The 23,236-nt window shown below is 60.4% G+C and carries 14 protein-coding genes; 4 read left to right on the top strand and 10 right to left on the bottom strand.

What is annotated here, in order from left to right; translation table 11 throughout:
- Positions 1-34 precede the first annotated feature (34 nt).
- Together C7S18_RS12580 and C7S18_RS12585 are read left to right on the top strand one after the other, a co-directional pair.
- Positions 35-655: a class I SAM-dependent methyltransferase gene (locus tag C7S18_RS12580; protein ID WP_106891904.1), complete on the top strand. Its 621-nt coding sequence runs from the start codon at positions 35-37 to the stop codon at positions 653-655.
- Between the two features lie 2 nt (positions 656-657).
- Positions 658-1,395 (top strand): SOS response-associated peptidase, encoded by a 738-nt coding sequence (locus tag C7S18_RS12585; RefSeq protein WP_106891905.1) that lies wholly within the window; start codon positions 658-660, stop codon positions 1,393-1,395.
- Between the two features lie 21 nt (positions 1,396-1,416).
- On the opposite strand, the gene aroA is transcribed toward C7S18_RS12585, so the two are convergent.
- From aroA to C7S18_RS12620, 7 genes are all read right to left on the bottom strand, one after another.
- The gene (gene aroA / locus C7S18_RS12590) at positions 1,417-2,733 is read right to left on the bottom strand and encodes a 3-phosphoshikimate 1-carboxyvinyltransferase (RefSeq protein ID WP_106891906.1); all 1,317 of its coding nucleotides are present in this window, start codon (positions 2,731-2,733) and stop codon (positions 1,417-1,419) included.
- On the bottom strand, positions 2,723-3,844 hold the full coding sequence (gene hisC, locus C7S18_RS12595; protein ID WP_106891907.1) for a histidinol-phosphate transaminase: 1,122 nt from the start codon (positions 3,842-3,844) through the stop codon (positions 2,723-2,725). The genes aroA and hisC overlap by 11 nt, the downstream gene beginning before the upstream one ends.
- Complete coding sequence (gene pheA / locus C7S18_RS12600; RefSeq protein ID WP_106891908.1) at positions 3,841-4,941, bottom strand: prephenate dehydratase; 1,101 nt, start codon at positions 4,939-4,941, stop codon at positions 3,841-3,843. The genes hisC and pheA overlap by 4 nt, the downstream gene beginning before the upstream one ends.
- Before the next feature lie 303 nt (positions 4,942-5,244).
- Entirely contained in the window at positions 5,245-6,402 is a 1,158-nt protein-coding gene (locus C7S18_RS12605) for a phosphoglycerate dehydrogenase (protein ID WP_106891909.1), read from the bottom strand.
- Between the two features lie 75 nt (positions 6,403-6,477).
- Positions 6,478-7,557: a 3-phosphoserine/phosphohydroxythreonine transaminase gene (gene serC, locus C7S18_RS12610; protein WP_106894013.1), complete on the bottom strand. Its 1,080-nt coding sequence runs from the start codon at positions 7,555-7,557 to the stop codon at positions 6,478-6,480.
- 249 nt (positions 7,558-7,806) lie between these two features.
- Entirely contained in the window at positions 7,807-9,480 is a 1,674-nt protein-coding gene (locus C7S18_RS12615; protein ID WP_106891910.1) for a WS/DGAT/MGAT family O-acyltransferase, read from the bottom strand.
- A 163-nt stretch (positions 9,481-9,643) separates the two neighbouring features.
- Positions 9,644-11,113, bottom strand: coding sequence for a cryptochrome/photolyase family protein (locus tag C7S18_RS12620; protein ID WP_106891911.1), 1,470 nt, complete (start codon positions 11,111-11,113; stop codon positions 9,644-9,646).
- A gap of 210 nt (positions 11,114-11,323) precedes the next feature.
- Here C7S18_RS12620 and C7S18_RS12625 point away from each other — a divergent pair, with 210 nt between their 5' ends.
- Together C7S18_RS12625 and C7S18_RS12630 are read left to right on the top strand one after the other, a co-directional pair.
- Complete coding sequence (locus tag C7S18_RS12625; RefSeq protein ID WP_170113253.1) at positions 11,324-14,452, top strand: beta strand repeat-containing protein; 3,129 nt, start codon at positions 11,324-11,326, stop codon at positions 14,450-14,452.
- A gap of 218 nt (positions 14,453-14,670) precedes the next feature.
- Positions 14,671-17,505 (top strand): penicillin acylase family protein, encoded by a 2,835-nt coding sequence (locus C7S18_RS12630; protein ID WP_106891913.1) that lies wholly within the window; start codon positions 14,671-14,673, stop codon positions 17,503-17,505.
- Between the two features lie 121 nt (positions 17,506-17,626).
- On the opposite strand, the gene C7S18_RS12635 is transcribed toward C7S18_RS12630, so the two are convergent.
- The 3 genes from C7S18_RS12635 to C7S18_RS12645 form a co-directional block, all read right to left on the bottom strand.
- The gene (locus tag C7S18_RS12635; RefSeq protein WP_106891914.1) at positions 17,627-18,511 is read right to left on the bottom strand and encodes a hypothetical protein; all 885 of its coding nucleotides are present in this window, start codon (positions 18,509-18,511) and stop codon (positions 17,627-17,629) included.
- Between the two features lie 531 nt (positions 18,512-19,042).
- Positions 19,043-19,621 (bottom strand): LuxR C-terminal-related transcriptional regulator, encoded by a 579-nt coding sequence (locus C7S18_RS12640; protein WP_240623891.1) that lies wholly within the window; start codon positions 19,619-19,621, stop codon positions 19,043-19,045.
- Between the two features lie 156 nt (positions 19,622-19,777).
- Positions 19,778-22,852 carry an FG-GAP-like repeat-containing protein gene (locus tag C7S18_RS12645; RefSeq protein ID WP_106891916.1) on the bottom strand — a complete coding sequence of 1,025 codons (3,075 nt, stop codon included), beginning with the start codon at positions 22,850-22,852 and terminating at the stop codon, positions 19,778-19,780.
- Between the last annotated feature and the right edge of the window lie 384 nt (positions 22,853-23,236).

Here is a 23,236-nt window from a genome sequence, read left to right on the forward strand (position 1 = left end):
CCCTGCCACTGCGTCGTTGAAACGGAACCCCCTGATGAGCGATGTCACTGAAAACCACTGGCAGCAAGTCTACGAGAAGCCGTTGGACGCGCTCAGCTGGACGCGCCCGCACCTCGATCTGTCGCTGCGGCTCTTGACGAAGCATGGTCTGCAGCCCGCACATCACCTTATCGACGTCGGTGCCGGGGCATCGACGCTGGTCGATGATTTGATTGCTGCGGGCGTTCGAACTGTCACTTGTATGGACCTTTCAGGCACCGCACTGAATGTCGCCCGCGACCGGCTTGGCGCGCACGCTCGCGACGTCCATTTCTTGGTCGGGTCGATCATCGAGATTGACTTGCCAACTACTCACTTCGACTTCTGGCACGACCGCGCGGTTTCACATTTTCTGACTGACACAGCAGCGCAGGCAGCCTATGCGCGGCAGGTCCGCAAGACCTTGAAACCCGGCGGCATTGTTGTACTCGCCGGCTTCGCACCCGATGGCCCAGAGCGCTGCAGTGGATTGCCGGTTTGTCGTCGTGACGCGCAAGATCAGTGGGACCTGCTCGGTCGCGAAGCCTTCGAACTCCTCGATACCGCCCGTGAAATCCATCTGACACCTACCGGCCGCGAGCAGCGCTTCTGCTATGGCGTGTTTCGGAGACGTTGAGCATGTGTGGCCGCTACTTTCTCAACACCCTGCCCGAGCAACTCGCTGCGTACTTCGACATCAAGGGCCACAAATACCCCATCTACCAAGCCAGTTACAACATTGCGCCGACTCAGTTGGCGCCGGTCGTGCGACTTGATGCAAATGGTGAGTTTCAGATCGATCTGTTGCGATGGGGTTTAATACCAGGCTGGGCCAAGGATGCGCGTATCGCGAGCCAGACGATCAATGCCCGTGCTGAGTCGGTCGCCGAGAAGCCCTCATTTCGGCAGGCCTATCGCAAACGCCGTTGCCTGGTGCTGTTGAGTGGCTACTTCGAGTGGATTGGGGAGGCCAAAGCCAAGCAACCCTTCGCCGTGGTTCCGAAAAGCGGCCCGTTGTTTGTGGCGGCGGGCCTTTGGGAACAATGGCGGGACCCAACTGGTCGAGACTCAGAAAGCGCGACCGAGCCGCCGCCCATTGAGACATTTACGATTCTGACTTGCCAAGCCAGCGACGAAATCGCGCCACTGCACGACCGCATGCCAGTGCTGCTGGGGCTCAATGATTGGCGTTTCTGGCTGGAAGCACCGGCTCAGGCCCTGGATCCACTGCTGTGCCCGGCGCCATCTGGCACCGCGGTGTATTACCCGGTTGCCAAGGCGATCGGCAGCCCCAAGAACAACCGGCCGGAATTGATCGAGCCAGTCGTCGCGACACTACCCCAGCGCGTTGGATCGCTGTTCGGCGATTCCGAATAGCAAGACTGCGGGCGAACCGGATCAGCCAGCCTCAACCGCCTGCACGTTCATGCCTGCCCCAAGCACCAAATCTCGATAGCCAGGGAACGACGTGTCGACGTTGCGGCAATCGCGAATCGTGCTGACCTCGTCGGCAAACTGCGCAGCGATCGACAAGCTCATCGCACAACGATGGTCGCCGTGACTGTCGACGCTTGCCGCCTGCCAGCGCGTCCCGCCCTGAATGACCGCACCATCAGGCCGCTCGTCCAAGTGAACGCCCATGGCCTTAAGCGCCGTCGCCATCACCGCGATGCGGTCGCTCTCTTTCACGCGCAACTCAGCCGCGCCGCGCACCACCGTCGCGCCTTCGGCCGCAGCAGCCGCGACAAACAAGGCTGGGAACTCGTCGATCATGTCGGGCACACGCGCCAGAGGCACGTCGATGCCATGCAATGTCGCAGCGCGAACATGCAAGTCAGCCAATTCGTCGGCACCCACTTGGCGCACATTGAGGCGTTCGATCGATGCCCCCATATCGAGCAACGTATCAAGGAGACCGGTGCGGCGAGGATTCAGCCCCACGTCTTCAATGATCAAATCAGAGCCCTCGATGACGCTCGCCGCAACGAGAAAGAACGCCGCCGACGAGAAATCAGTTGGCACATCGATGTCTCGCGCGACCAAGCGGCCACCCCCGCGCACACCCACAGAGTCGCCATCACGCAGAATCTCCAAACCTAGCGCCGACAGCATCGATTCCGTGTAGTCGCGCGTTGGATGCACCTCGCTGACCCAGGTCTCACCTTCCGCATACAGACCAGCCAACAGCAATGCGGACTTGACCTGGGCGCTGGCTACCGGCGGACGGAAGCGGCGACCATGCAACTTCGACACCGGCAACACACGCAACGGTGGCCGTTTGCCTTCAGCCGATTCGATCTGTGCGCCCATCTCGGAAAGCGGATCGATCACGCGTGCCATCGGGCGACGCGTCAGCGATTCATCGCCAATCAGCGTGCTCTCGAATCGTTGCGCTGACAACAGGCCAACGAGCAACCGCATTGCCGTGCCGGCATTGCCGCAATCGAGCGGTGCGCTCGATGCCTTCAGCCCATGCAGACCCACACCATGAACGATGCGCTCGCCGGCACTCGGTGCATCAATCCGCACGCCCATCTGCGCGAAACAGCGCGCGGTCGCGCGCGTGTCCTCGCCTTCCAGGAAGCCGCGAACGCGCGTCACGCCTTCGGCCAGACTCCCGAGCATGATGGCGCGATGCGACACGGATTTGTCACCCGGCACCCGAATGCGCCCGCGCAAGGGCTGCCCGCGACCTGCCAACCAATCAAGCCGCATCTTTGGCCTCGATCAGCGACGCAATCAGACGATCGGTTTCGGCTGGATTGCCAACCGTGATTCGGAGGCAGTTCGGCAAACCGTAGGGCACCATCGGACGGACAATGACGGCGCGCTCGAACAGCGCATCTTCAATCGGCTGAGCGCGCCGGTGAAAATCAACCAGCAGGAAGTTGGTCTGACTTGGGAACACGAAGAAACCGAGCTGGGTCAGAGCCTCGGCGATACGCGCTCGTTGCGTGAGCACGCCTTCGCGCACGCGGGCGAGGTGCTCGTGGTCATCCAACGCCGCTTCTGCCGCGGCTAGACCGAGCAAATTGACGTTGAAGGACTCGCGCAGACGATTGATTAGTTCGCAGACTTCCCGGTGCGCGACGAGATAACCCACGCGCAACCCGGCGAGACCATAGGCCTTCGAGAAGGTCCGGCTCACCACGAGGTTCGCAAACTCGCGGCGCAGGCTGATCGCTGACTCTAGTCCTTCCGCATTCGCGAACTCGGTGTACGCCTCGTCCACGACCACCGGAATGTGTTTGGGCACCTGCTGCAGCAACGCTTTGAGGTCTTCGATCCGGAAGTGGGTACCGGTCGGATTGTTCGGGTTCGCAACGAAGATGATCTTGGTGCGCTCGGTGATTGCCTTCGGAATCTGGCTGAGGTCGGTGCCAAGCGGCATCGCGTGATCCCGTGGAAACGGATCTACGGCAATGCCGGTCGCGCCGACCGCACGGGTGCCAATCGGATACACGGCAAAGCCATAGCGCGAGTAGATGACCTCATCACCCGGTTCGGCAAACACTTGCGCAAGCTGCATCAGCAGTTCATGCGAGCCATTGCCGAGCACGATCTCCTCTTCCGAGCAATCATGTTTGTCCGCAAGTCGCGCCCGGAGACCAAGCCCCAGCGGATCGGGATAACGGAAGCTGTCGCGCGCGGCCTTGACCACGGCTTCGACCGCCTTCGGAGAGGTGCCCCAGCCGTTCTCGTTCGAGCCCAGTTCGACAATGATGTCGCCAAAGCGCTCTCGCAGCCGCGGCAGATCGTGACCCGGGTCGTAGGCCACGAGCTTCTGGATGGGTCGTGCCGCGCGATTCAGAAAGATGTCGTTCATTCGCTCAGGATCGCCTTTGGATAGGAGCCGAGAATTTTCACAAAACTGCTGAGAGGACCAAGATCGGCCAAAGCCGCCTTGACCGGTTCGTCTTCAACGTGACCTTCGATATCGATGAAGAACGCATACTCCCACTTGCCGCGTCGCGTTGGCCGCGATTCGATCCGAGTCATCGACACATTGCGCTTCGCGAGTGGTTCGAGCAGATGAAACAACAGGCCAGGCTGGTCCTGTCCGGATACGAGCAGTGACGTCTTGTCCTGACCTGACGGCGAAAACAGATCGCGGCCCAGCACAATGAAGCGGGTGTTATTGTCGGGCCGGTCTTCGATCGGACCCGCAACGATCTTCAGGTCGTAGACGCGCGCCGCTGACTCACCGGCAATTGCCGCCGACTCGTCCGAATTCCGCGCGCGCCTGGCCGCTTCAGCGTTGCTCGACACGGGCACTTTCTCGACCTTGCTCAAGTTCGCGCGCAACCAGTTGCGGGTTTGGCCCAGCGACTGCGGATGCGAAAACACGCGCTCGATCTTGCCGATTTCGCCAGATTTGCTGAGGAGAAACTGGTGAATCGCCAACTCCACTTCGCCGCAAATCTTGAGGCTTGAATCATGGAACATGTCGAGCGTCGAATGCACCGAGCCTTCCGTTGAATTCTCAACCGGCACCACGCCGAAGTCGGCGCGCTCGGCCTCGACTTCTTGAAACACTTCCTCAATGGTTGCCACCGGCAAGCCATGTACGGAATGCCCGAAGTGCTTGTGTACCGCGGTTTGTGAGAAGGTCCCCTCAGGCCCCAGGAACGCAATCTTCAGCGGCTCTTGTTGCGCCAGACACGCCGACATGATCTCCCGAAACAGGCGGATCATTTCTTCGTTGGACAAAGGGCCCTGATTGCGGTCCTTGACCATCCGCAGCACCTGCGCCTCGCGCTCGGGGCGATAGTAGTCAACCGCTGCCTTCAGTGGCCCTTTGACCTGACCCACCAAGCGCGCGAATTCCGCACGCTCAGCGATCAGCTTCTGGATGTCGCGATCGATCGCATCGATCCGCGCTCGCACTTCACCCAGGTTGGTTGGTTTGAAGCTGTCACTCATGCGGGCAAGCCTTTCTCATCAAGCACACCATAACCCATTATTCTTGCAAGATCAGCGATCTGCGTGTGATGGCCATTCTAATCGCAAGTAGCCCTCTCCCCGAGCCCTCTCCCGCGCTCGCGGGGGAGGGAGTAGGCACCCTCTCCCACGCAAGTGGGAGAGGGCTGGGGAGAGGGCTACTTGCGACCCAGTTGTGTCGACTGCATTCCAAACCCGCCGCACCAGCGAAACGTTGCTGCGCAGGCCAATGCTTCATAAAACCAAAGAACTGGCCTGATTTCTGCAGTGTGACTCAGGTCACGCTCAGACCAAGCGAACCGACAACACCCCATCAATGCCGCGCAGCTCGGTCAGCAGTTCAATGCCCACCTCATCATCAACGTCGACCAAGTTGTATGCATTCTCGCCCTTCGACGCGTTGTGCATCTGCGCGATGTTGATGCCATGCACGCCGAGCACGTGGGTCAGCTGACCGATCATGTTTGGTTTGTTCAAGTTGGCGACACAGATGCGCGACCGCGCGCCGCGGGCCATGCGCGTGGATGGGAAGTTCACCGAGTTCGCAATGTTGCCGTTCTCCAGATAGTCGCGGACTTGATCGGCGACCATCACAGCACAGTTCTCTTCTGCCTCATGCGTTGACGCGCCGAGATGCGGCAGCGCAATCACGCGCGGATGCTTGATCAGATCGGCCTTCGGGAAATCCGATACATAGCGACCGATGCGGCCATCGTTCAGCCCTTGCTTCAGCGCTTCCGGATCGATGATGCCATCGCGCGAGAAGTTCATCAGCGTCACGCCGGACTTGACGACCGACAACGCCGCGGTATTGAACAAGCCGCGCGTGCCTTCCAGCAACGGCACATGGAAGCTGATGAAATCGCTGGACGCGAACAGTTCATTGAGCCCGCTTGCCTTGATCACATCGGACGACAGCGCCCAGGCGCCCTCGACCGTCATATGTGGATCAAAGCCGATGACGCGCATACCGAGCGCGCGCGCGGCATTCGCGACGCGGACACCAATCGCGCCGAGGCCCACGACCCCGAGTGTGCGGCCAGAAAGCTCATTGCCAACGAAGCGTTTCTTCTGGGCTTCGATCGTTTCTTCCATATGGTCCGCAGTCAGGCCCGACACAAAGCTCAACGCATCGTGCAGATTCCGGGCGCTGATCAGCATGCTGGCGAGCACGAGTTCCTTGACCGCATTCGCATTGGCGCCAGGGGCGTTAAACACCACGACGCCCTGCTTCGACAGCTTGGCCACCGGAATGTTGTTCGTGCCAGCGCCCGCGCGACCCACAGCAATGACGGACTTTGGCAACTCGATAGGGTGCATGTCGGCCGAACGGACGAGCACGGCATCGGCCTGCTCCAGTTCGTCGACGATTTCGTAGCGTTCGCTCGGCAGGCGCGACAGGCCCGAAGCCGAGATGTTGTTCAAGGTCTTGATTTTGTACATGGTGCCCACTTTTGGTTGTGCCGGCGGCGTTGTCGCACGCCGGCTCTGAATCGATGTTGCAGCGAACGTCTGGACTCAGCCATTCTTGGCAGCGAAGTCCTGCATGAAGCTGATCAACGCTTCGACGCCTTCGATCGGCATCGCGTTGTAAATGCTGGCGCGCATCCCGCCGACGGAGCGGTGCCCCTTCAGCGCGAGCAAACCAGCCGCCTCGGATTCCTTGACGAATTTCTCGTCCAGCGTTTCATTGGGCGAGCGGAATGGCACGTTCATCAACGAGCGGGCGCTCTTTTCAATCGGATTCGAGTAGAAGCCGGAGCCATCGATGTAGCGATACAGTCGCTCAGCCTTTGCGCGATTGCGCTCGCCCATCGCGGCCACACCACCGTGCCGGGCGACCCACTTGAACACGCGACCCGCCATGTACCATGAGAACGTGGCCGGCGTGTTCAGCATCGAGCCGTCAGCCGCTTGTGCGCTGTATTTGAAGATGTTCGCCATTGGCGCGGTTGGACGACCGAGCAGATCGTCGCGGATGATCATGACAACCAAGCCACTGGGGCCGATGTTCTTCTGCGCACCGGCATAGATGATGCCGAACTTCGATACATCGAGCGTGTCGGCCAGAATGTTCGACGACATGTCGGCCACGAGTGGCACATTGCCAACATCCGGAATGTCGTGGATCGCGATGCCGCCGATGGTTTCGTTCGGCGTGTAATGCACGTATGCGGCGTTCGAGTCCAACTGCCACGTGTCGCGCGGCGGAAGCTTCAGAAACCCATCGGCCTCGCCCGTCGCGGCAACGCGCGCGTTCGTGTAGGGCTTGGCTTCCTTGACTGCTTTTTGGCCCCACTGGCCGGTGACGATGTAGTCCGCACTGCCGCCGAAACCGATGTTCATCGGAATCTGGGCGAAGTGCTGCGTGGCGCCGCCTTGCAGAAACAGCACCTTGTAGTTGGCGGGAATGCTCATCAGCGCGCGCAGATCGCGCTCAGACTCCTCGGCCATGGCGATGAACGCCTTGCCGCGGTGACTCACTTCCATCACCGATGCGCGTGCGTTGGACCATTCCAGAAGCTCGGCTTGCGCTTCTTTCAGAACTTCTTCCGGCAGTACAGCCGGACCCGACGAGAAATTGAAACCGCGACTCACGAACGACTCCTCAAAGGACATGCGAAACCAGCTGGCGTGGCATGCTGTCGTGCGTCAACAGTCGGACTTTCAGGGCACCTCTGGACGCACCTGCCACCACGCAGGATTTCCCGAAGTTAGCACGGCTTTCGAGAGTGAACGGTCGGGCGTTTGGGCAGCCCCGGAAATGTCATAAGCTGCAAACGATTGCGAATACGACGCGCTCAGGTGGCCGGTACCACACCGAGCGCGACATCGCCTTCGCCCGATTCAAGCCAGCGCTTTTTGCCGGGCCTGACGGGCGCGTTTGCTGACTTTGTTCCCGGCTGTTTTCGACGCTTTGGTGGCGGGCGCGGTCGCAGTCTTGGCGCGTCGTTTGGACGGTGCTGGCGCGGAAGTCTCGACTGCCGGTTTATCAGACTTGGCCGCGCGCTTGCCCACTGGCTTCGCCCCGGCATTTTCGGCTGGCGCTGGTGCCGCGTAGTGCGCAAGTGTGGCAGCGGCGTCGGCGGGCGTCACCGCATCGCTCCAGTCTTCCATGCAGGCGATCAGAATCAACTTTTCCAGTTCGGCGCTGAAGCGAAGGATGATGTTTTCCGGATCGGGCACCAATTTGGCATCGGTAATGAGCCCAAAGTGCACGCGGCCGTTATAGGACAGAATGCTGATGCCCATACCGATCGAGCCCGTCTGCGGTACCCAGAACATCTGGTCGCTGATCTTGGCGCCCGCAAAATACAACGGCATTTGCGGACCAGGCACATTGGTGGCAACCGTTGTTGCTTTGCGTGAGAACATTTCAAGCGCCGGCCCCTGCAGGACGGAGGGGCCCATGCCGAGCGCCGCCAGCAGTCCGAACGCCACGATGGCCTGACGCGAGCGTTTCAACTCGCGCATATTTTCGGCGACGATTTCGAGGCGACGCAGTGGATTCGCTTCACCGATCGGCAGATTCAAGAAGACGAGCCCGAAATGATTGCCAAGCTTCTTGGCATGTTCAAGCGGCCGCAGATTGACCGGTACGGTTGCCCGAATCGTCAATCCATCCGGATTCTCGCCTTTTTCGATCAAGTAGCCGCGCAGCGCGCCCGCGGCGCAGGCCAACAGGATGTCGTTGACCGTGCAGCGCATGGCTTTGCCCAATTGCTTGGCATCGTAAAGCGGCATCGGCTCGGCCCAGGCACAGCGTTTGCTCACGCCAAGTTGGCCGCGGAACCGGGTCTGCGGGTCGTCCGGCAAGCTGACTGCAATCGCCAGTTCGCGGGCAATCTCGCTGCCCTCGTGGGCGAGCTTGGCCAATTGTTCCGGGTCGTCAAACAGCTCTTTGCCCTTTTCAACGGCCCTCTCGCCAACATGCAACGCCTGCGACAAGCCTTTGCGTGCGGGCGCCAGCAGGCGCTCCACCACGTTGCCCTTGTCTTCCTTGAACCACACTTTGGCCAGCGCGGCCTTGTCTTCGTCGGTCGGCTGCACATCGGTCAATGACAGCAGCACCTGGATCAGCGCAATGCCGTCGGCGTAGCAGTGATGAATACGCGTAATCAGTGCGCTGCCCTGGCCATATCGCTCGACCACATGGAACTGCCAGCGTGGTTTGGAGTAGTCGAGCGGTGTCGACGCCAACTGTGACGCGAGACGCTGCAATTCGGGCTGACCCGCAGTGCCCGGCAGCGCGGTGATCCGCACGTGCCAGTCCAGGTCGAAATCGTGGTCAATTTCCCAGTAGGCACCGCTCGAGGTGTCCACCGCCTTTTGGCGGAACCGTCGGAATGCCAGGAAGCGATCGTTCAACATACGCTTGAAACGATCGACATCGAGCGGCGTCTCGAACATCATGACGCCGGTGATCATCATCAGGTTGGTCGGCTTTTCCATGCGCAACCAAGCGGTGTCGACCTTGGACATGGGTTCGCGCCCCGACCGCAGCATGTTCATTACCGGCATTACCCATCTCCTGTCGATCGATCACGAGCGGGCTGAACGCAATGATGTCGCGCCCAACCAAGGAAGCCACTGAACAAGTTCAGTAGCGAAGCGGGTCTGAAAGTCCAGGATGGACTGATTCCGACCCTGCCAAAACGATTAATAGCCGCGCCCGGGCACCCGGTCAATCGTGGCGTTGCTTGTAGGCGTCCAGCGCATCGGCGCGGCTGCCCGACAGATCGATCAATGGCCGCGCGTAGGGCGTGCCAGCCAGGCCCAATCGGGCCAATTCAGTTGCCGGCAGGCTCCAGGGCTGATGCACGAATTTGTTCGGAACGCGCGCCAGCTCCGGCACAAACTGGCGCACATAGCGCCCTTCCGGGTCAAAGCGCTCACCCTGGGTCACTGGGTTGAAAATGCGGAAATAGGGGGCGGCATCGGCGCCGGTGCCCGCGCTCCACTGCCAACCTTGTGTGTTGTTGGCCAGATCAGCATCGACCAACGTGTCCCAGAACCAGCGGGCGCCATGCAGCCAGTGATAGCGCAAGTTCTTCGTCAGCACGCTGGCAACCAGCATGCGCACGCGATTGTGCATGTAGCCCGTGGTCCAAAGCTCGCGCATCCCGGCATCGATGATCGGCAGGCCGGTACGACCCATGTGCCAGGCCCGAAGCAACGTCGCGTCCGGTTCGCGCCAGGCGAATTGGTCGAACTCGTCGCTGAGGTTCTCGGTCGGTGTTTTCGGGAAATGAAACAGCAGGTGATACGAGAACTCGCGCCAGAACAGCTCGCGCACAAAGAAGTCGGCGTCGGGCGGCAACCCCATGCCGGAGTTCCAATGAGCATGCACCATCGCCAGAATCTGTCGGGGCGAGATCTCACCGAACGCCAAGTGTGGCGACAGTCTGGACGTGATGCGCTCGGCCGGATAGTCCCGACCTTGCCGATATGACTGCACGTCGCTGCTCAAGAACTGCGTTAGTCGCTCCTGCGCGCCGTGCTCGCCCGGGTGCCAGATTGCTGAGAACCCGTCCGCCCAAGGCAGTTTCGGCAGCAGGTTCAGTTCGGACAGTGTTTTCAGCGGCAAAGTCGCCTTCGCACCATCGAGGACCTGGTTCAGATCATTTGACCACGCCTGAACGTGCGGCTCCGGCAACGGTGCCTCCGCCCGGACCGTGGCGGTGGCCTTGCGCCAGAACGGCGTAAAGACCCGATACGGCGTACCGACGCCGGTGGCGATCTCCCAAGGCTCCAGCAACAAATGGGCCTTGTGCGAATGCGCGCCAACGCCGTCCGCCTGGAGACCGTCCTTGACCGCCATATCGACTTCGATCAGGGCTGGGTCATAGCGACGGTTCCAATGCACCGAAGCCACGGGCAGCGCGGCGATCACGCGCCGCAGCATTGGCAATGAGCCTCCGCGCAAGGTCAGCAACGGGATCGACAAGCGCTCCAAATCTCGCGCCAGCGCTGTCAGCGAATGGTGGAGCCACCAGCGCGATGCTGCCCCAAGGGCAAAGTCACCGCCCTCCTGCCGCGAGTGAATGAATACTGCGATCACCGGCTGCCCCGTGGCGACCGCCGCCATCAAGGCGGGATTGTCGGCGACCCGAAGGTCCCGACGGAACCAGATCAGGTTGAATGGCGTCTGCATGGTGATACTCCGGTTTGCCCCTGGTGCATGCCTCTGCATGACCGCCAAACCACTGAGCGGCCTAAACGGCGGCACCAGCGGTCATTGCCCTCCCATATTGATGGGAGCGCCAAGCGAATCCCACAAGATCATGGGATGGCGCTGTCAAACGTGTGAATGAGACTGATTTTGCGCGAACTGCGCCCCCGGACTCAACCATCGAATGCCAATATGACACTCAGATTCCCAATGCAATGGCTGTTTGCCGGCAGTTTTCTGCTGGCCGGGGCCGTTTCGGCCCAAACCGCCAAGACCATCGCCACCAGTTCCATCGATCAAACACTGAGCACTTCAGTTCAATTGAACGGCGACTACGGCCGTTCGATCGCCTTTGTCGGTGATGTCAACGGTGACGGCTTCGGCGATTTGCTGGTCGGCCAGCCCCTGTTTGACAACGGTGCCAGCGCCGACGCTGGCGCAGCATACCTCTACTCGGGCAATGCCACAGGCTTCTCGACCAGCCCACTCGTCAGCTTGCTGCCCGTACAGGCCGGTGCTCGCTTCGGCAGTGCGGTCACCGGAATTGGCGATGCCAATGGTGATGGCTACATGGACTTCGCGGTCGCCGCCGAATTTCAGGATGGCAGCAACACCGACGAAGGTGCGGTCTGGGTATTCTTTGGTGGCAGCACCGTTTCTCAGAATCAGGCCGGGCTCTTGTTCGGTGCCCAGGCTTCGGCCTACTTGGGCACGTCGCTCGCTGGCGTTGGCGACGTCAATGGAGACGGTTTCGCCGATCTGGCGGTCGGCGCACCCGGCTTCGACGGATCCGCCACCAATACGGGCGTCGTCCGCATTTTCTTTGGCGGCTCGGGCACGACTTTCAATGCCGTGGTCGATGTGACTTTGTCGGGGGCCGCCACGGACTATCGTCTGGGTTCGAGTGTTGCCGGTGCCGGCGACGTCAATGCCGATGGCTTTGCCGATGTGCTGGCGGGCGCGGCGACCGCGTCGTCGCCCGAGACCAACGAAGGCCTCGGATTCTTGTACTTGGGCGGGTCGACGATGAACAACGTCGTCGATGTGACCTACCAGATCAACCAGGCCAGTGCCGATTTTGGTCGCAGTGTCAGCGGCGGTGGCGACTTGAATGGCGATGGCTACAGCGACATTCTGATCGGCGCACCGCTTTATGACGACGGTCAGACTGACGAAGGCGGCGCCTTTGTCTACTTTGGCGGTGCCACGCCCGACAATGTCTCGGACCTGACAATCACCTCGAACCAAGCCGCGGCGCAGTTGGGCTTTCGCGTCGCGAGTATTGGCGATGCCGACGGCGATAGTTATGCCGAATTCTCCGTTTCGGCGCCGTTGCTGGATGCTGGCGCCACGGTCGATTCGGGACGGGCCTGGATCTTCCGAGGCCGGCCCGGTGGCTTGAGTGCTGCGGCCGATGCGGCCTTCTCAATCAATCAAGGCGGCGAACAGATGGGGCGTGCTTTGGCGGGCGGCGACTTCAACGGCGACGGCTATTCAGATTTCTTTATCGGCGCGCCACTCAATACCGAAGGCGCTAGCACGGGCGCAGGCACTGCCTTTATCGTGCGCGGCAGCATGTTGACCTTTGACGCAACCTCCGACCTGACCATTGAAGGCGCGGCGCCCGGTGTTGGCTTTGGCACAACCACCGCGACTGGCGACATCAATGGTGATGGGTTCGTCGATCTCGTCGTCGGTAAGCCGAAAAAGAATGTCAGTAGCGCGGAGGATGGCTCGTTCAGCGCGTATCTCGGCAGCAACCTCGGTCTACAACTCGCAAGCCAAGTCACCGTTGATGCCACCGCCGCAGGCGGTAATCTGGGTTCGGCTGTGGCCACGTGCGACGTCAATGGCGACGGATTCGCCGATGTCATTGTCGGTGCGGAAAAGCAAGCCAATGGCCAGGCCAATGAGGGATTTGCCTACATCTACTATGGCGGTCAAGGCGCCTTCAACACGACCGCAGACAAGACATTCGAGATGAATGTTCTGAACGCCCAGTTCGGCCATAGCGTGGCCTGTGGCGGCGATGTCAATGGCGATGGATTCGGCGATGTGGTGATCGGCGCGCCGTTCGCCGAAAACGGCACTCCGAACGATGAGGGTTTGGTCTATGTCTTCTTAGGCAGTACCGACATGGATACCAACGCAGATGCCATTTTGGAGGTTAACCAAGGCTCGGCGTTTCTGGGTCAAAGCGTCGCCGGAATTGGTGACTACAATGGCGATGGCTTCGCTGACATTGCCGCTGGTTCGACGGGCTATGACATTGCCGGCTCCGCCAATGGCGGCGTCATCTGGATCTGGTATGGCGGGTCCACTTTCAACGCCACGAGCGATGGCTTTGTCGGCGGCACGCAGAATAACTCGCGAATGGGTTTCGCGGTCACGGGGCTTGGTGATGTCAACGGCGACGGCTTTGACGACTTCGCTGCGTCCGCGAATGAGCATGATCAACCGCAAGTCGACTCCGGTGCCACCTACATCTTTCTCGGCGCAGCCAGCCCCACGAATATCGCGAACGGCACCTTGTCGCCACAGCAGGCGACGGCGTTTGGCGGTCAGAGCGTTGGCAGTGCCGGCGATCTCAATGGCGACGGCTTCGCTGATGTCATCGTCGGTGCGCACCGATGGGACAATGGCGCCAGCGCGGACACGGGCGCAGCTTTCGTCTACTTTGGCGGCGTGACCGCATTCGACACGACCGCTGATATCACGTTGACCAGCACCACCGCTGGCGACGCCATCGGGACAAGCGTGAGCAGCGGCGATTTCGATGGAGACGGCGATGTCGATCTGGTCGTCGGCGCGAGCGGCTTCACGAATGGCGACGCGGGCGAAGGCGCGGTGTTCATCTATCGCAACCGTGACATCGGCCGTTTGTCAGGGCCGCAGGCCTTCAGCGTCACCCCTCTCGCGCCAGTCGAGCAATGGGGTCGCTCCCGAGTCAGTGACGGCTTTTTTGTTGGCATGGAAGGCATCAGTCCGCGCGGTCGCGACAAGGGCAAGTTGGAGCTCGAAGCCTGCCCGCCGACCCGGCCGTTTGATGCACCGCAATGCACGCGTTTCCTGTCGCCAAGCTGGAGCGACGTCAACAACACGGCCAGCGTTGCCGGGCTCGCCGCGCAAGCCACCGGCCTCAATGGGGAAACGGTCTACCATTGGCGTGCGCGCGCCGTGTTCGCGCCGTTCTCGGTCGGCTTGGGTGGCGCCGCAGACCCAATCACCCCAGCAGTTGGGCCATGGCGTCGAATGAACGCAGAAACCGGTCTCGGCGATGTCCGGGTGAGCAGCCGCATCTTCGCGGATGGGTTTGAGTAAACGGGTTTGAGTAGACAATCACCGGTCGCGATCCGGGGTGGCGCGAATGCCACCTCGGATTGGGTCAGTGCTCAGATCGGCAATCGTTCGCATTCAGCAACTGCCGGAAGTCAGCATGCCAATGCGGCCGCAGCCAAGCAAATTTGCAATTCCCTTGCTCCCTGATAGGCGCATAATCGGGATTCCCGCAACTCGCGGGCGACATTGGGAGGCAAGACATGAACGTTGTCGGAAAACGCTCGGATCGAAAGATCCTGGCTCTCGCTGGATTGGCGATCGCCATCAGTGCACAACTCGCTTCTGCTCAAAATATCTCTGCGCCCGGCATGCGGGCATCCGGCAGTATTGGCTATGACGCCAACGGCGTCCCGCTGATTCAGGCGCAAAACGACTACGACGCCGCTTACTTGTTGGGCTATGTCCACGCCCGCGATCGCTTCTTCCAGATGGATACGCTGCGCCGAACGGCCAGTGGCACGTTGGCGGAGCTTGTTGGCAGCGCCGCGCTGCCAAGTGACATTCAACTCCGCACCTTGGGCTTGCGCCGCGCCGCGCAAACCACCTGGTCCGCGATGAATGACGACATGCGCGGCACGCTGAAGGCTTACGCCGATGGCGTGAACCTGTACTTGCGCACCAATCCCCTGCCGCCCGAGTACGGCGCACTGGAACTCACCCGCGCCGAATCGTGGTCACCCGTCGACTCGATCGTCGTCGGCAAGATCCTGGCCTTCCAGTTGAGCTTCGACCTCGACATCGACTACACGATCCGACTCGGGGCCTATCAGCAAGCGGGCGCTGCGGCCGGCTTCAATGGCACGGCCTTGTTCTTCGAGGACACCCATCGCGTGCAGCCGTTCGACAATCGCATATCGATCCCGGGCTTTCGCCCTGCCGATGACGCGAAGTCCGCCGGCGAGCCGTTCTGGCAGTCCGTGCCGACGGTGCCGCCCGAAACGCTGCTCATGGCACAGGCACTGAAAGACGCTGTGATCGACAACCCAGTACTCGCGCCGCACCTTCGCCCACGCGAAAATCGCGCCGGCTCCAACTGGTGGGTCGTGTCGGGCAGCAAGACCCAAAGTGGCGCACCGATTCTGGCGAATGATCCGCATCTCGCCTTAGACATGCCGGCGATCATGCATGAAGCGCACATTGTCTCGACGGATTCGCGCTACGCGACGCCTATGAACGTGTCGGGCCTGACGCCACCCGGCGCGCCCAATATCCTGCTCGGCTGCACCCAAGAATTCTGCTGGGGCTTGACCACGAATCCGCTGGACGTCGCCGACACCTATCAAGAGCAGTTCCGCCTGAACACATTTGGCCTGCCAACGCATACGATCTACAAAGGCGTCGCCGAGCCGGTGAACTGGACCTTCCAGAGCTACTTTGTCAACAGCCTGGACGGTGTCAACGATAACGTCGCACGCAACAACAGCATTGGCTACACCAATGGTGGGGTGACGATCACCGTGCCACGTCGCAACAACGGCCCCGTATTGTCGATCACCAACGATACCGGTATTTCTGTGGCTTACACCGGCTGGGGCGCGACGTTTGAGCTCGATGCCATCCGTCGAATCAATCGCGCAACGAATTTGACCGAATTCCGCGGCGCACTCGATTTCTTCGACGTCGGTTCGCAGAACTTCGCATACGCCGGCCGCGATGGAACGATTGCGTACTACACGACGGCCGAAGCACCGATCCGCGAAGACTTGCAAGGAGGCACGGTAGATGGCGCGCCACCCTTCATCATCCGCGACGGGACCGGTGGCAAGAAAAACGAGTGGCTGCCCGTCACGAATCGTCAGCCGAATCAAGCGGTGCCTTACGAAATCCTGAAGGCCTCGGAAATGCCATTTGTGGTCAATCCGGCGCAGGGCTATATCGCCAACGCCAACAACGATCCTGTCGGCAATACGCTCGATAACAACGCGTTCAATCAGTTGCGTCCGGGCGGCGGCTTGTACTACCTGAACTTTGGCTACTCGTCGCTCCGAATGGGTCGCGTTGATCGCATGATGCAATCGCTCTTGGCGCGCGAGCAGAAAGTCACGGTCAACGACATCAAGACCACCCAGGCCAACAACCAGTTGCTCGACGCCGAATTGGTCGTGCCCTATATCATCGCCGCCTACGACAACGCGCATACGTCGAATTGGGCCGACTTGCGTGCTCTGGCCGACAACCCGAAGGTCAAGGAAGCCATTGACCGTCTTGCAGTTTGGGATTTCTCGTCGCCAACCGGCATTCAGCAGGGCTTCGACCCTGGTGATAACCCGATGGCCTTGGCAGCACCATCAGATATGGAGATCGCCAACTCAGTCGCCGCAACCTTGTTTTCGGTGTGGCGTGGCCAGGCGGTGCGTTCAACGATTGACTCGACCTTGTCGCGCGTTGGCCTGAGCTCGCAATTGCCCGGCAGTACCGAGTCTTACGTTGCCTTCAAACGGCTGCTGGACACTTACAGCACGCAGCAAGGAAAAGGCATTTCCGGCCTGAACTTCTTCTCGGTCACTGGCGCGCCAAATGCCAACGCTGCCCGCGATTTCGTGCTGCTGAAGGCCATGGCCGATTCGTTGACCTTGCTCGCCAGCAATGAGTTCGCACCGGCGTTCGCCAACTCGACGAACCTCAACGACTACCGCTGGGGCAAGCTCCATCGCATCGTGTTCGACCATCCACTCGGCGGCCCATTCAACATCCCGGGTCAAGGGCTGTACGGCCTGACGAATCTGGCTCCGAATTTGCCCGGCGTGGCGCGCGCGGGTGGCTATGAGGCTGTGGACGCGTCAGCGCACAGCACCCGAGCCAATACCCTGAATGGCTTCATGTTCGGATCTGGCCCGGCGCGGCGATTTGTCGGTGAAATGACAACGCCAATCAGTGCCCAACAGGCCTATCCAGGCGGCCAGAGTGGCGTCCTTGGCAATCCGTTGTACATCTCGCAACTCCCCTTGTGGCTGGTCAATGCCTACAAGCCGTTGCCAATCGACAAGGATGCGCATGCAGCGACGGTAGTCACGACGCTGACATTTACGCCGTGATGTAACGCAAGTGTTGGACTCAGGAGACTCTGAACGAGTTCAGAGTCTCCTTGAGCGAGACAGATTCCGGTTGATCGGCGCAACATTGTCTCCGTCCACGCTGGCACGCCGCGTGACGGGATCAATCGCCTTGCTGAGCGGATGCCGACTCTGGGATCTGGCTACCACCCTCAAAACCATTCGTAAAGAGTTCGAATCCGATGAACGCGAACGTCGCGGTGACCGCACAGTGCGCGCTCACGGCCCCTGTCGTATAAGTCGTTGTGGTTGATGGTGTGCCGGCGCAGCCACTGACGGACTGCAGTACCCAACCTGGGTTCGTACTCACGTTACAGCTGCTGGTGCCATTGTTTTGCACTATTTCAGGCGCGCATGCAACGACGCCAGCCTCGGGCGGACTCGCTGTTTCCGAAATCAGGTTGCCGCCTTCGTAGAGAATCTCCACCCGCGAAAGACTGGCGCCCGCTGCTTCTTGCCAGACATTTGCTGGCGCCGTCGTTTGCAGGTGTCCTTGAAAGCCCAGGCGCACCAACGTTGCTGAGCCGCCGTTGATGGACGTGTCGAAGTTGCTGTTGCCGTAGGAGTTCACGCTGGCGCCTCTGGCCCCAAGCACGCCGATGATGTCGCCGCCGTTCACGGCGATCCGAGTCGGCACCATACCGTCTGTTGTATCACCCTGGATCAAAAAGAGCGTCTCGAACGCGTTCGTCGTCTGTGGAAACTCGCCAGGCGTGGCCGCAAATCGCAGCACCGCCATGCTCTGTGCACCATTGCCCGCTACCGTTGGTACCTGCATCCCGGTAATGACAAAGTTGTTGGGCGCCACAAACCAAAAGCCGCGCGTGTTGCCTGTGAAGTTGCCAGTGTGACTTGGCAGCGGCATTTGAACTGCAGCCGCAGTTGCCAAACTCAGTGCGAGACCGCCCAAGACTACCAAGGTCTTGGCAGCGCTTAGGTTCGCGCTCGCGTCTCGCCCATATCGATGCGTTAGCCAAGAAGCATTCATAAGCCTATCTTCAGTGATGGTGATGGTTCGGGAGCCTCTGAACAGGTTCAGAGACAACGCAGGCCACGGAAGGACTGCCCAGATACAGCGCTTAACCGCCAGATTCTTGGGCGCCGAGCCCGGACTCGGCGCGGGTCTGAACGGCCAAGACCGACGTGTTCAGACCCTCGGTCGTTGACGTTAGTCGTTTGGAACTACCCGAGCATCACATGGCGTATCCCATGGCAGGCAGTCCGAAGCGCGTGACTGCCTAAGGAGCCTCTGAACAAGTTCAGAGGCGATTCGGGCCATGGATGGCCCGCCCAGAATCAAGCACGCAAGTGTTTGATTCTGGGGCACTGAGTCCGGACACGTGCCGGACTCAGTGCGGGTCTGAAAGTCCAGGATGGACTTATTCAGACCCTCCCTAGCCGCGAAAAGCATCCAAAGCAGGCCACAAGGTCTTTCAGTCAACTCGCGAACTGCTTTGAAGCCATCTTTCGCGCCACCACTGTGGCAAGCACCGAACAACAGGATCCTGACCACCAAGGATCAGCAGCTCAGTTTGATAAGCCTGCGCTGCATCGCCACTGCCACAGCCTCGCCGCGCGACCTGACGCCAAGTCTCCGATAAAGATTCTTGACGTGGTGAGAAAGCGTGTTAGGGGTCATTTGTAGTGATTCCGCCGCAGCCCGGTACGTTGCTCCGCGAGCGAAAGCTTGCAGCACATCGCGCTGACGGCGCGTGAGCTGAATCTCGTCGTCCGGTTCTCTCCGGCGCAATCTCGCACACAAGTGACCCACGACGGAAGGTGAAACTGGCGACTCCCCTTGCCTCACACGGTCCATTGCATGCGTGACCACGATCGACTCCGAGGACTGCAACACATAGCCGTCCACACCGGATTCGATTGCGTCCAATACGGTGTCTGTATCGTCTGCCGTGGCAAACGCCAGCACCAAGGCTTGCGGATAAAGGCCTCGAACTAGTGGCAGCAGACTGGTGCCTCGACCATCCGGCAGTTTTGGGTTGAGCAGCAGCAGATCAAAAGGTTGCTTCACCATGATTCGCGCCGTGACAAGATCTGGTGCCGTCCACGCAAGGTAGTAGGCCTTGTCGTCCGCCAGCATGTCAGAAATGCGTTGCCGCACCTCTGACTGATGGTCGACGATCGCTACGGAGCAACGGAAAGACGCTTGGATCGGCTTCATGGACCTTGCTTGATGCCAACGATCATCGGTAGGCACCGCGGGCGGGCGGCACCGCCACACGTCTGTGCCCCAGCGCTATTCAAAGCTATCTGAGAATAGTGTGTTTGACTGGGTGCGCAGATCACCCAAGCCCGCGCGAGCGCGCATGCGTTTCCAGGGACCGAGTTGGGCGGGCTCCGTCGGTGCCGTGATGCCTGCTGCGGTGATGCCCATCGGCGCATAGATCATCCGCGCACGCCAGTGATAGGGCGTGTCTGCGTTGAGTGCATCCGGCATCACGAGTACCAGAGCCCCAGCACTAGAGCTCGTCAGATCGGTCCACTCGGGCGTCGTCGTGGTCAAACAACTGTTGTTGCCAAACGCCGTACCATTGGGACACAGCTCGACGCGCATTTTGACGCGCTGGCGGCCAATCGGTGACTGCGCCAATGCTGCGATCAGCGTCCCGCTCGGGGAGGTCGTGTCGCCTTCGAAGTCGAATGGTGCCACCGCACTTCGGAACTGTTGCGGGCTGCCGTCCCGGCCAGCCCCATTGGGAATGGCAACATGGATGGCGCCAGACGCGGACGCCGTCGACACGGCACCGACCACCACTTCGGCAAAGCCATCGCCATTGAGGTCGGCCAGGGCTCCGGTCTGCCCGAAGCGGGTGTCCGGATCAGCGGACAGGACGGTCTCTGAATTGGTCAGGAGGCCGGTGGCACTGCCGCGATACCAACGCGCTGAATCGCTCGAACCGACCGGCGAACCGACCAACACATCGGCGAAGCCGTCGGCGTCGATGTCGCCACCGCCGGCCACAAAGAAGCCGTACTCCAAGCTAGTGTTCCCAAAGATGGTCTGAACGTCACCCGGCCCATCCATCAATCCAGAGCTTGAACCGCGATAGAGGCGGATGGCTCCCGATTGACTGCCGTTCACCTCATTGGGGCAACCTACGACCAAGTCAGAGTAGCCATCGCCATTGATGTCGCCGGCAGAGGCCAGACCAACCGAGCAGCGTGCGCCATTTATGGTCGACGGCGCAATCTGCTTATCGCTGGTCGTGTCAAAGTTCTCCCCGCCGTGGTAGATCATGACGCGCCCTCGACCCGTGCTTGGGTCGTCGCGCATGCCCACCGCAAGATCTGCAAATCCATCGCCATTGACATCGCCAGCGCCAGCGATGCGCCAGCCGAACAGCCCCGCCGTCGTGTTCATGAGAATCTGCCGATCGGCGGTACCAGACACGCCTGATGCCTTGCCGAACCAGATGAATGCCGCGCCACTCTCGGTGACGCCGGCGTTGAGATCATAGTTGAGTGCACCGACACCTAAGTCGACAATCCCGTCGCCGTTCAGGTCACCGACATTCGCAACCGCCAACCCAAACCCGGCACCGATCTGCGCAACGCTGACCACATGATCAGCGGTGGTGTTGAACGCACCGGTACCGCCATTGAAGATGCGCACTTGTCCGCCACTGCCAACCATGTTCGGTGCGCCAACTGCGACATCGCCATAACCATCGCCATTGAAGTCACCCACGGCGACCGAGGCACCAAACGCCTCGCCGACACCACTGTTGCTCACGACACCATCAGCAGTGGTATTGAAACCGCCGGCCGCGCCGTAATAGAGATCGATTCGGCCGCTATCAGCCGTTGCTCCGTTCAGATCATAACCGGGACTGCCCACGGCCAAGTCGGCGAGCCCATCGCCATTGATGTCGCCAGTCGCCATGTTGTGACCGAACTGCCCATTGGCTTGAGGTCCGTTGATCGAGCTGGTCAAGTTGGGCGACAGACGACGATCGGACTGCACCATGTAGAGCGCACCCTGGCGAGCACGTCCACCTACCGTTTCTTCCGGCGCACCGACAAACAGCTCAGGAAAACCATTGCCGTTGAAGTCGACAAAAGCCAACGAGCTGCCAAGTCTGCCGCCTGTCGTGGTGCTGGATAGACCGCGAATTTGATACCTGTCCGTGGTCAAACCTGTGCCAGAACCACGCACCACATGCACTGTGCCGAACTCGTTGATTGCATAGTCCGTGGCATTCGGCGAACCAATCGCCAGATCGGCGTAGCCATCACCGTTGCTGTCACCGATGGCGAGCGACGCTCCAAACAGGCTACCTGCGACATCGGACTGGAGGATCGTATCGACCACCGCATTGGCAGTGGCCGTGGTCGCGCCATGAAACACAAATACAGCGCCTTCGTTGGTTTGCCCATTGTCGTACAAGGGTGCGCCGATGCTGACGTCTGAGAAACCATCGCCGTTTACATCGCCCAAACCAGCAAACGCTCGACCCAGGTTGAGATCGGCGACATTGCCTTCGAACGTCAGATCAGCCGTGGTATCGAAACTGCCTGCACCGCCGTAGTAGAGCAAGGCCGCGCCTTCAAGACTCTGACCCGCCGTGAATCTCGGTACGCCCACCACAAAATCAGACCGACCATCGCCATTGAAATCGCCACCGCCGGAAATCATTGATCCGTATTGGCTGTCAGGCGCAGTCGGAGACATCGTGGCATCGGCCGTCGTGTCGAACGTTGTACCGCTGCCGCCAAAATAGACTCGAACCTGGCCGGCATCCACGCGCGCCGCGCCATCATCATGCAGCGGCGCGCCGACAGCGAGGTCAGCGTAGCCATCGCCGTTAACATCCCCGATACCGGCCACCGCCATGCCGAACTGACTTCCCGCTTGACCGGCACCAGTCAACTGCGCCGCGAGTGTCCAAGGCGTCGGCACAACGGATGATTTTCCGAAGTAGACATATGCACGACCAACGTCCTGAGTCGCCCCGTTGTCCCAGAGCGGCGCACCCACGATGAAGTCGTCAAAACCATCGCCGTTCAAGTCCCCCGCACCCGACACACTGGTACCAAATCGTTCGCTGGCCGAGGTCCCGTATTCAACGAAGATCGGACCTGGACTATTCGAGGTACCAGTACCGAAATACACCGCCACGGCGCCGCGATTGACTGCGGTGCCCCCGGCACTCTCCCCTGGCAGGCCCAGCGCAAAATCGAGGAAACCATCACCGTTGACATCGCCCAGCGGCGTCATGGAATAGCCGTGCTCCGCATTCGCCAGCGGCAAAGTTGTCTGACGCGAATCGGCAATGCCAGTCGCATAGCTGGCATGCGTATCCCATGACATCCCGACGGTCAGCACACCCGTGATCAGGGCCGATGAGAGAAGTAGTAAACGACTAGTCTGAGTGTTGTGCACCGCTTTGGCCCTCTAGCACCCGGCTGGGCGCGTATAGGACCGTATTGTTCAAGAGCTTCTTCGTCACCGAATCACAGACACCAAGTCACAGCGGGGTCACATGCACGTGTGATGAGCAACTCGTGTCATGTCCCGTAAACAACTCGAATAGATGTCTCGACTTTCAAGTTATCTGCAGGACACAACGCGGCGTCATCACGTATTCACGGTTTCACATCGCGCCCGGCAGCGGTTGATCGCAAGCCTGCCAAGGAACCTCTGAACAAGTTCAGAGGCACTGCGGGCCAGGGATGGCCCGCCCAGAATCGAGCA

It is taken from the genome of Ahniella affigens (assembly GCF_003015185.1).
GTDB classification, from domain to species: Bacteria; Pseudomonadota; Gammaproteobacteria; order Xanthomonadales; family Ahniellaceae; genus Ahniella; species Ahniella affigens.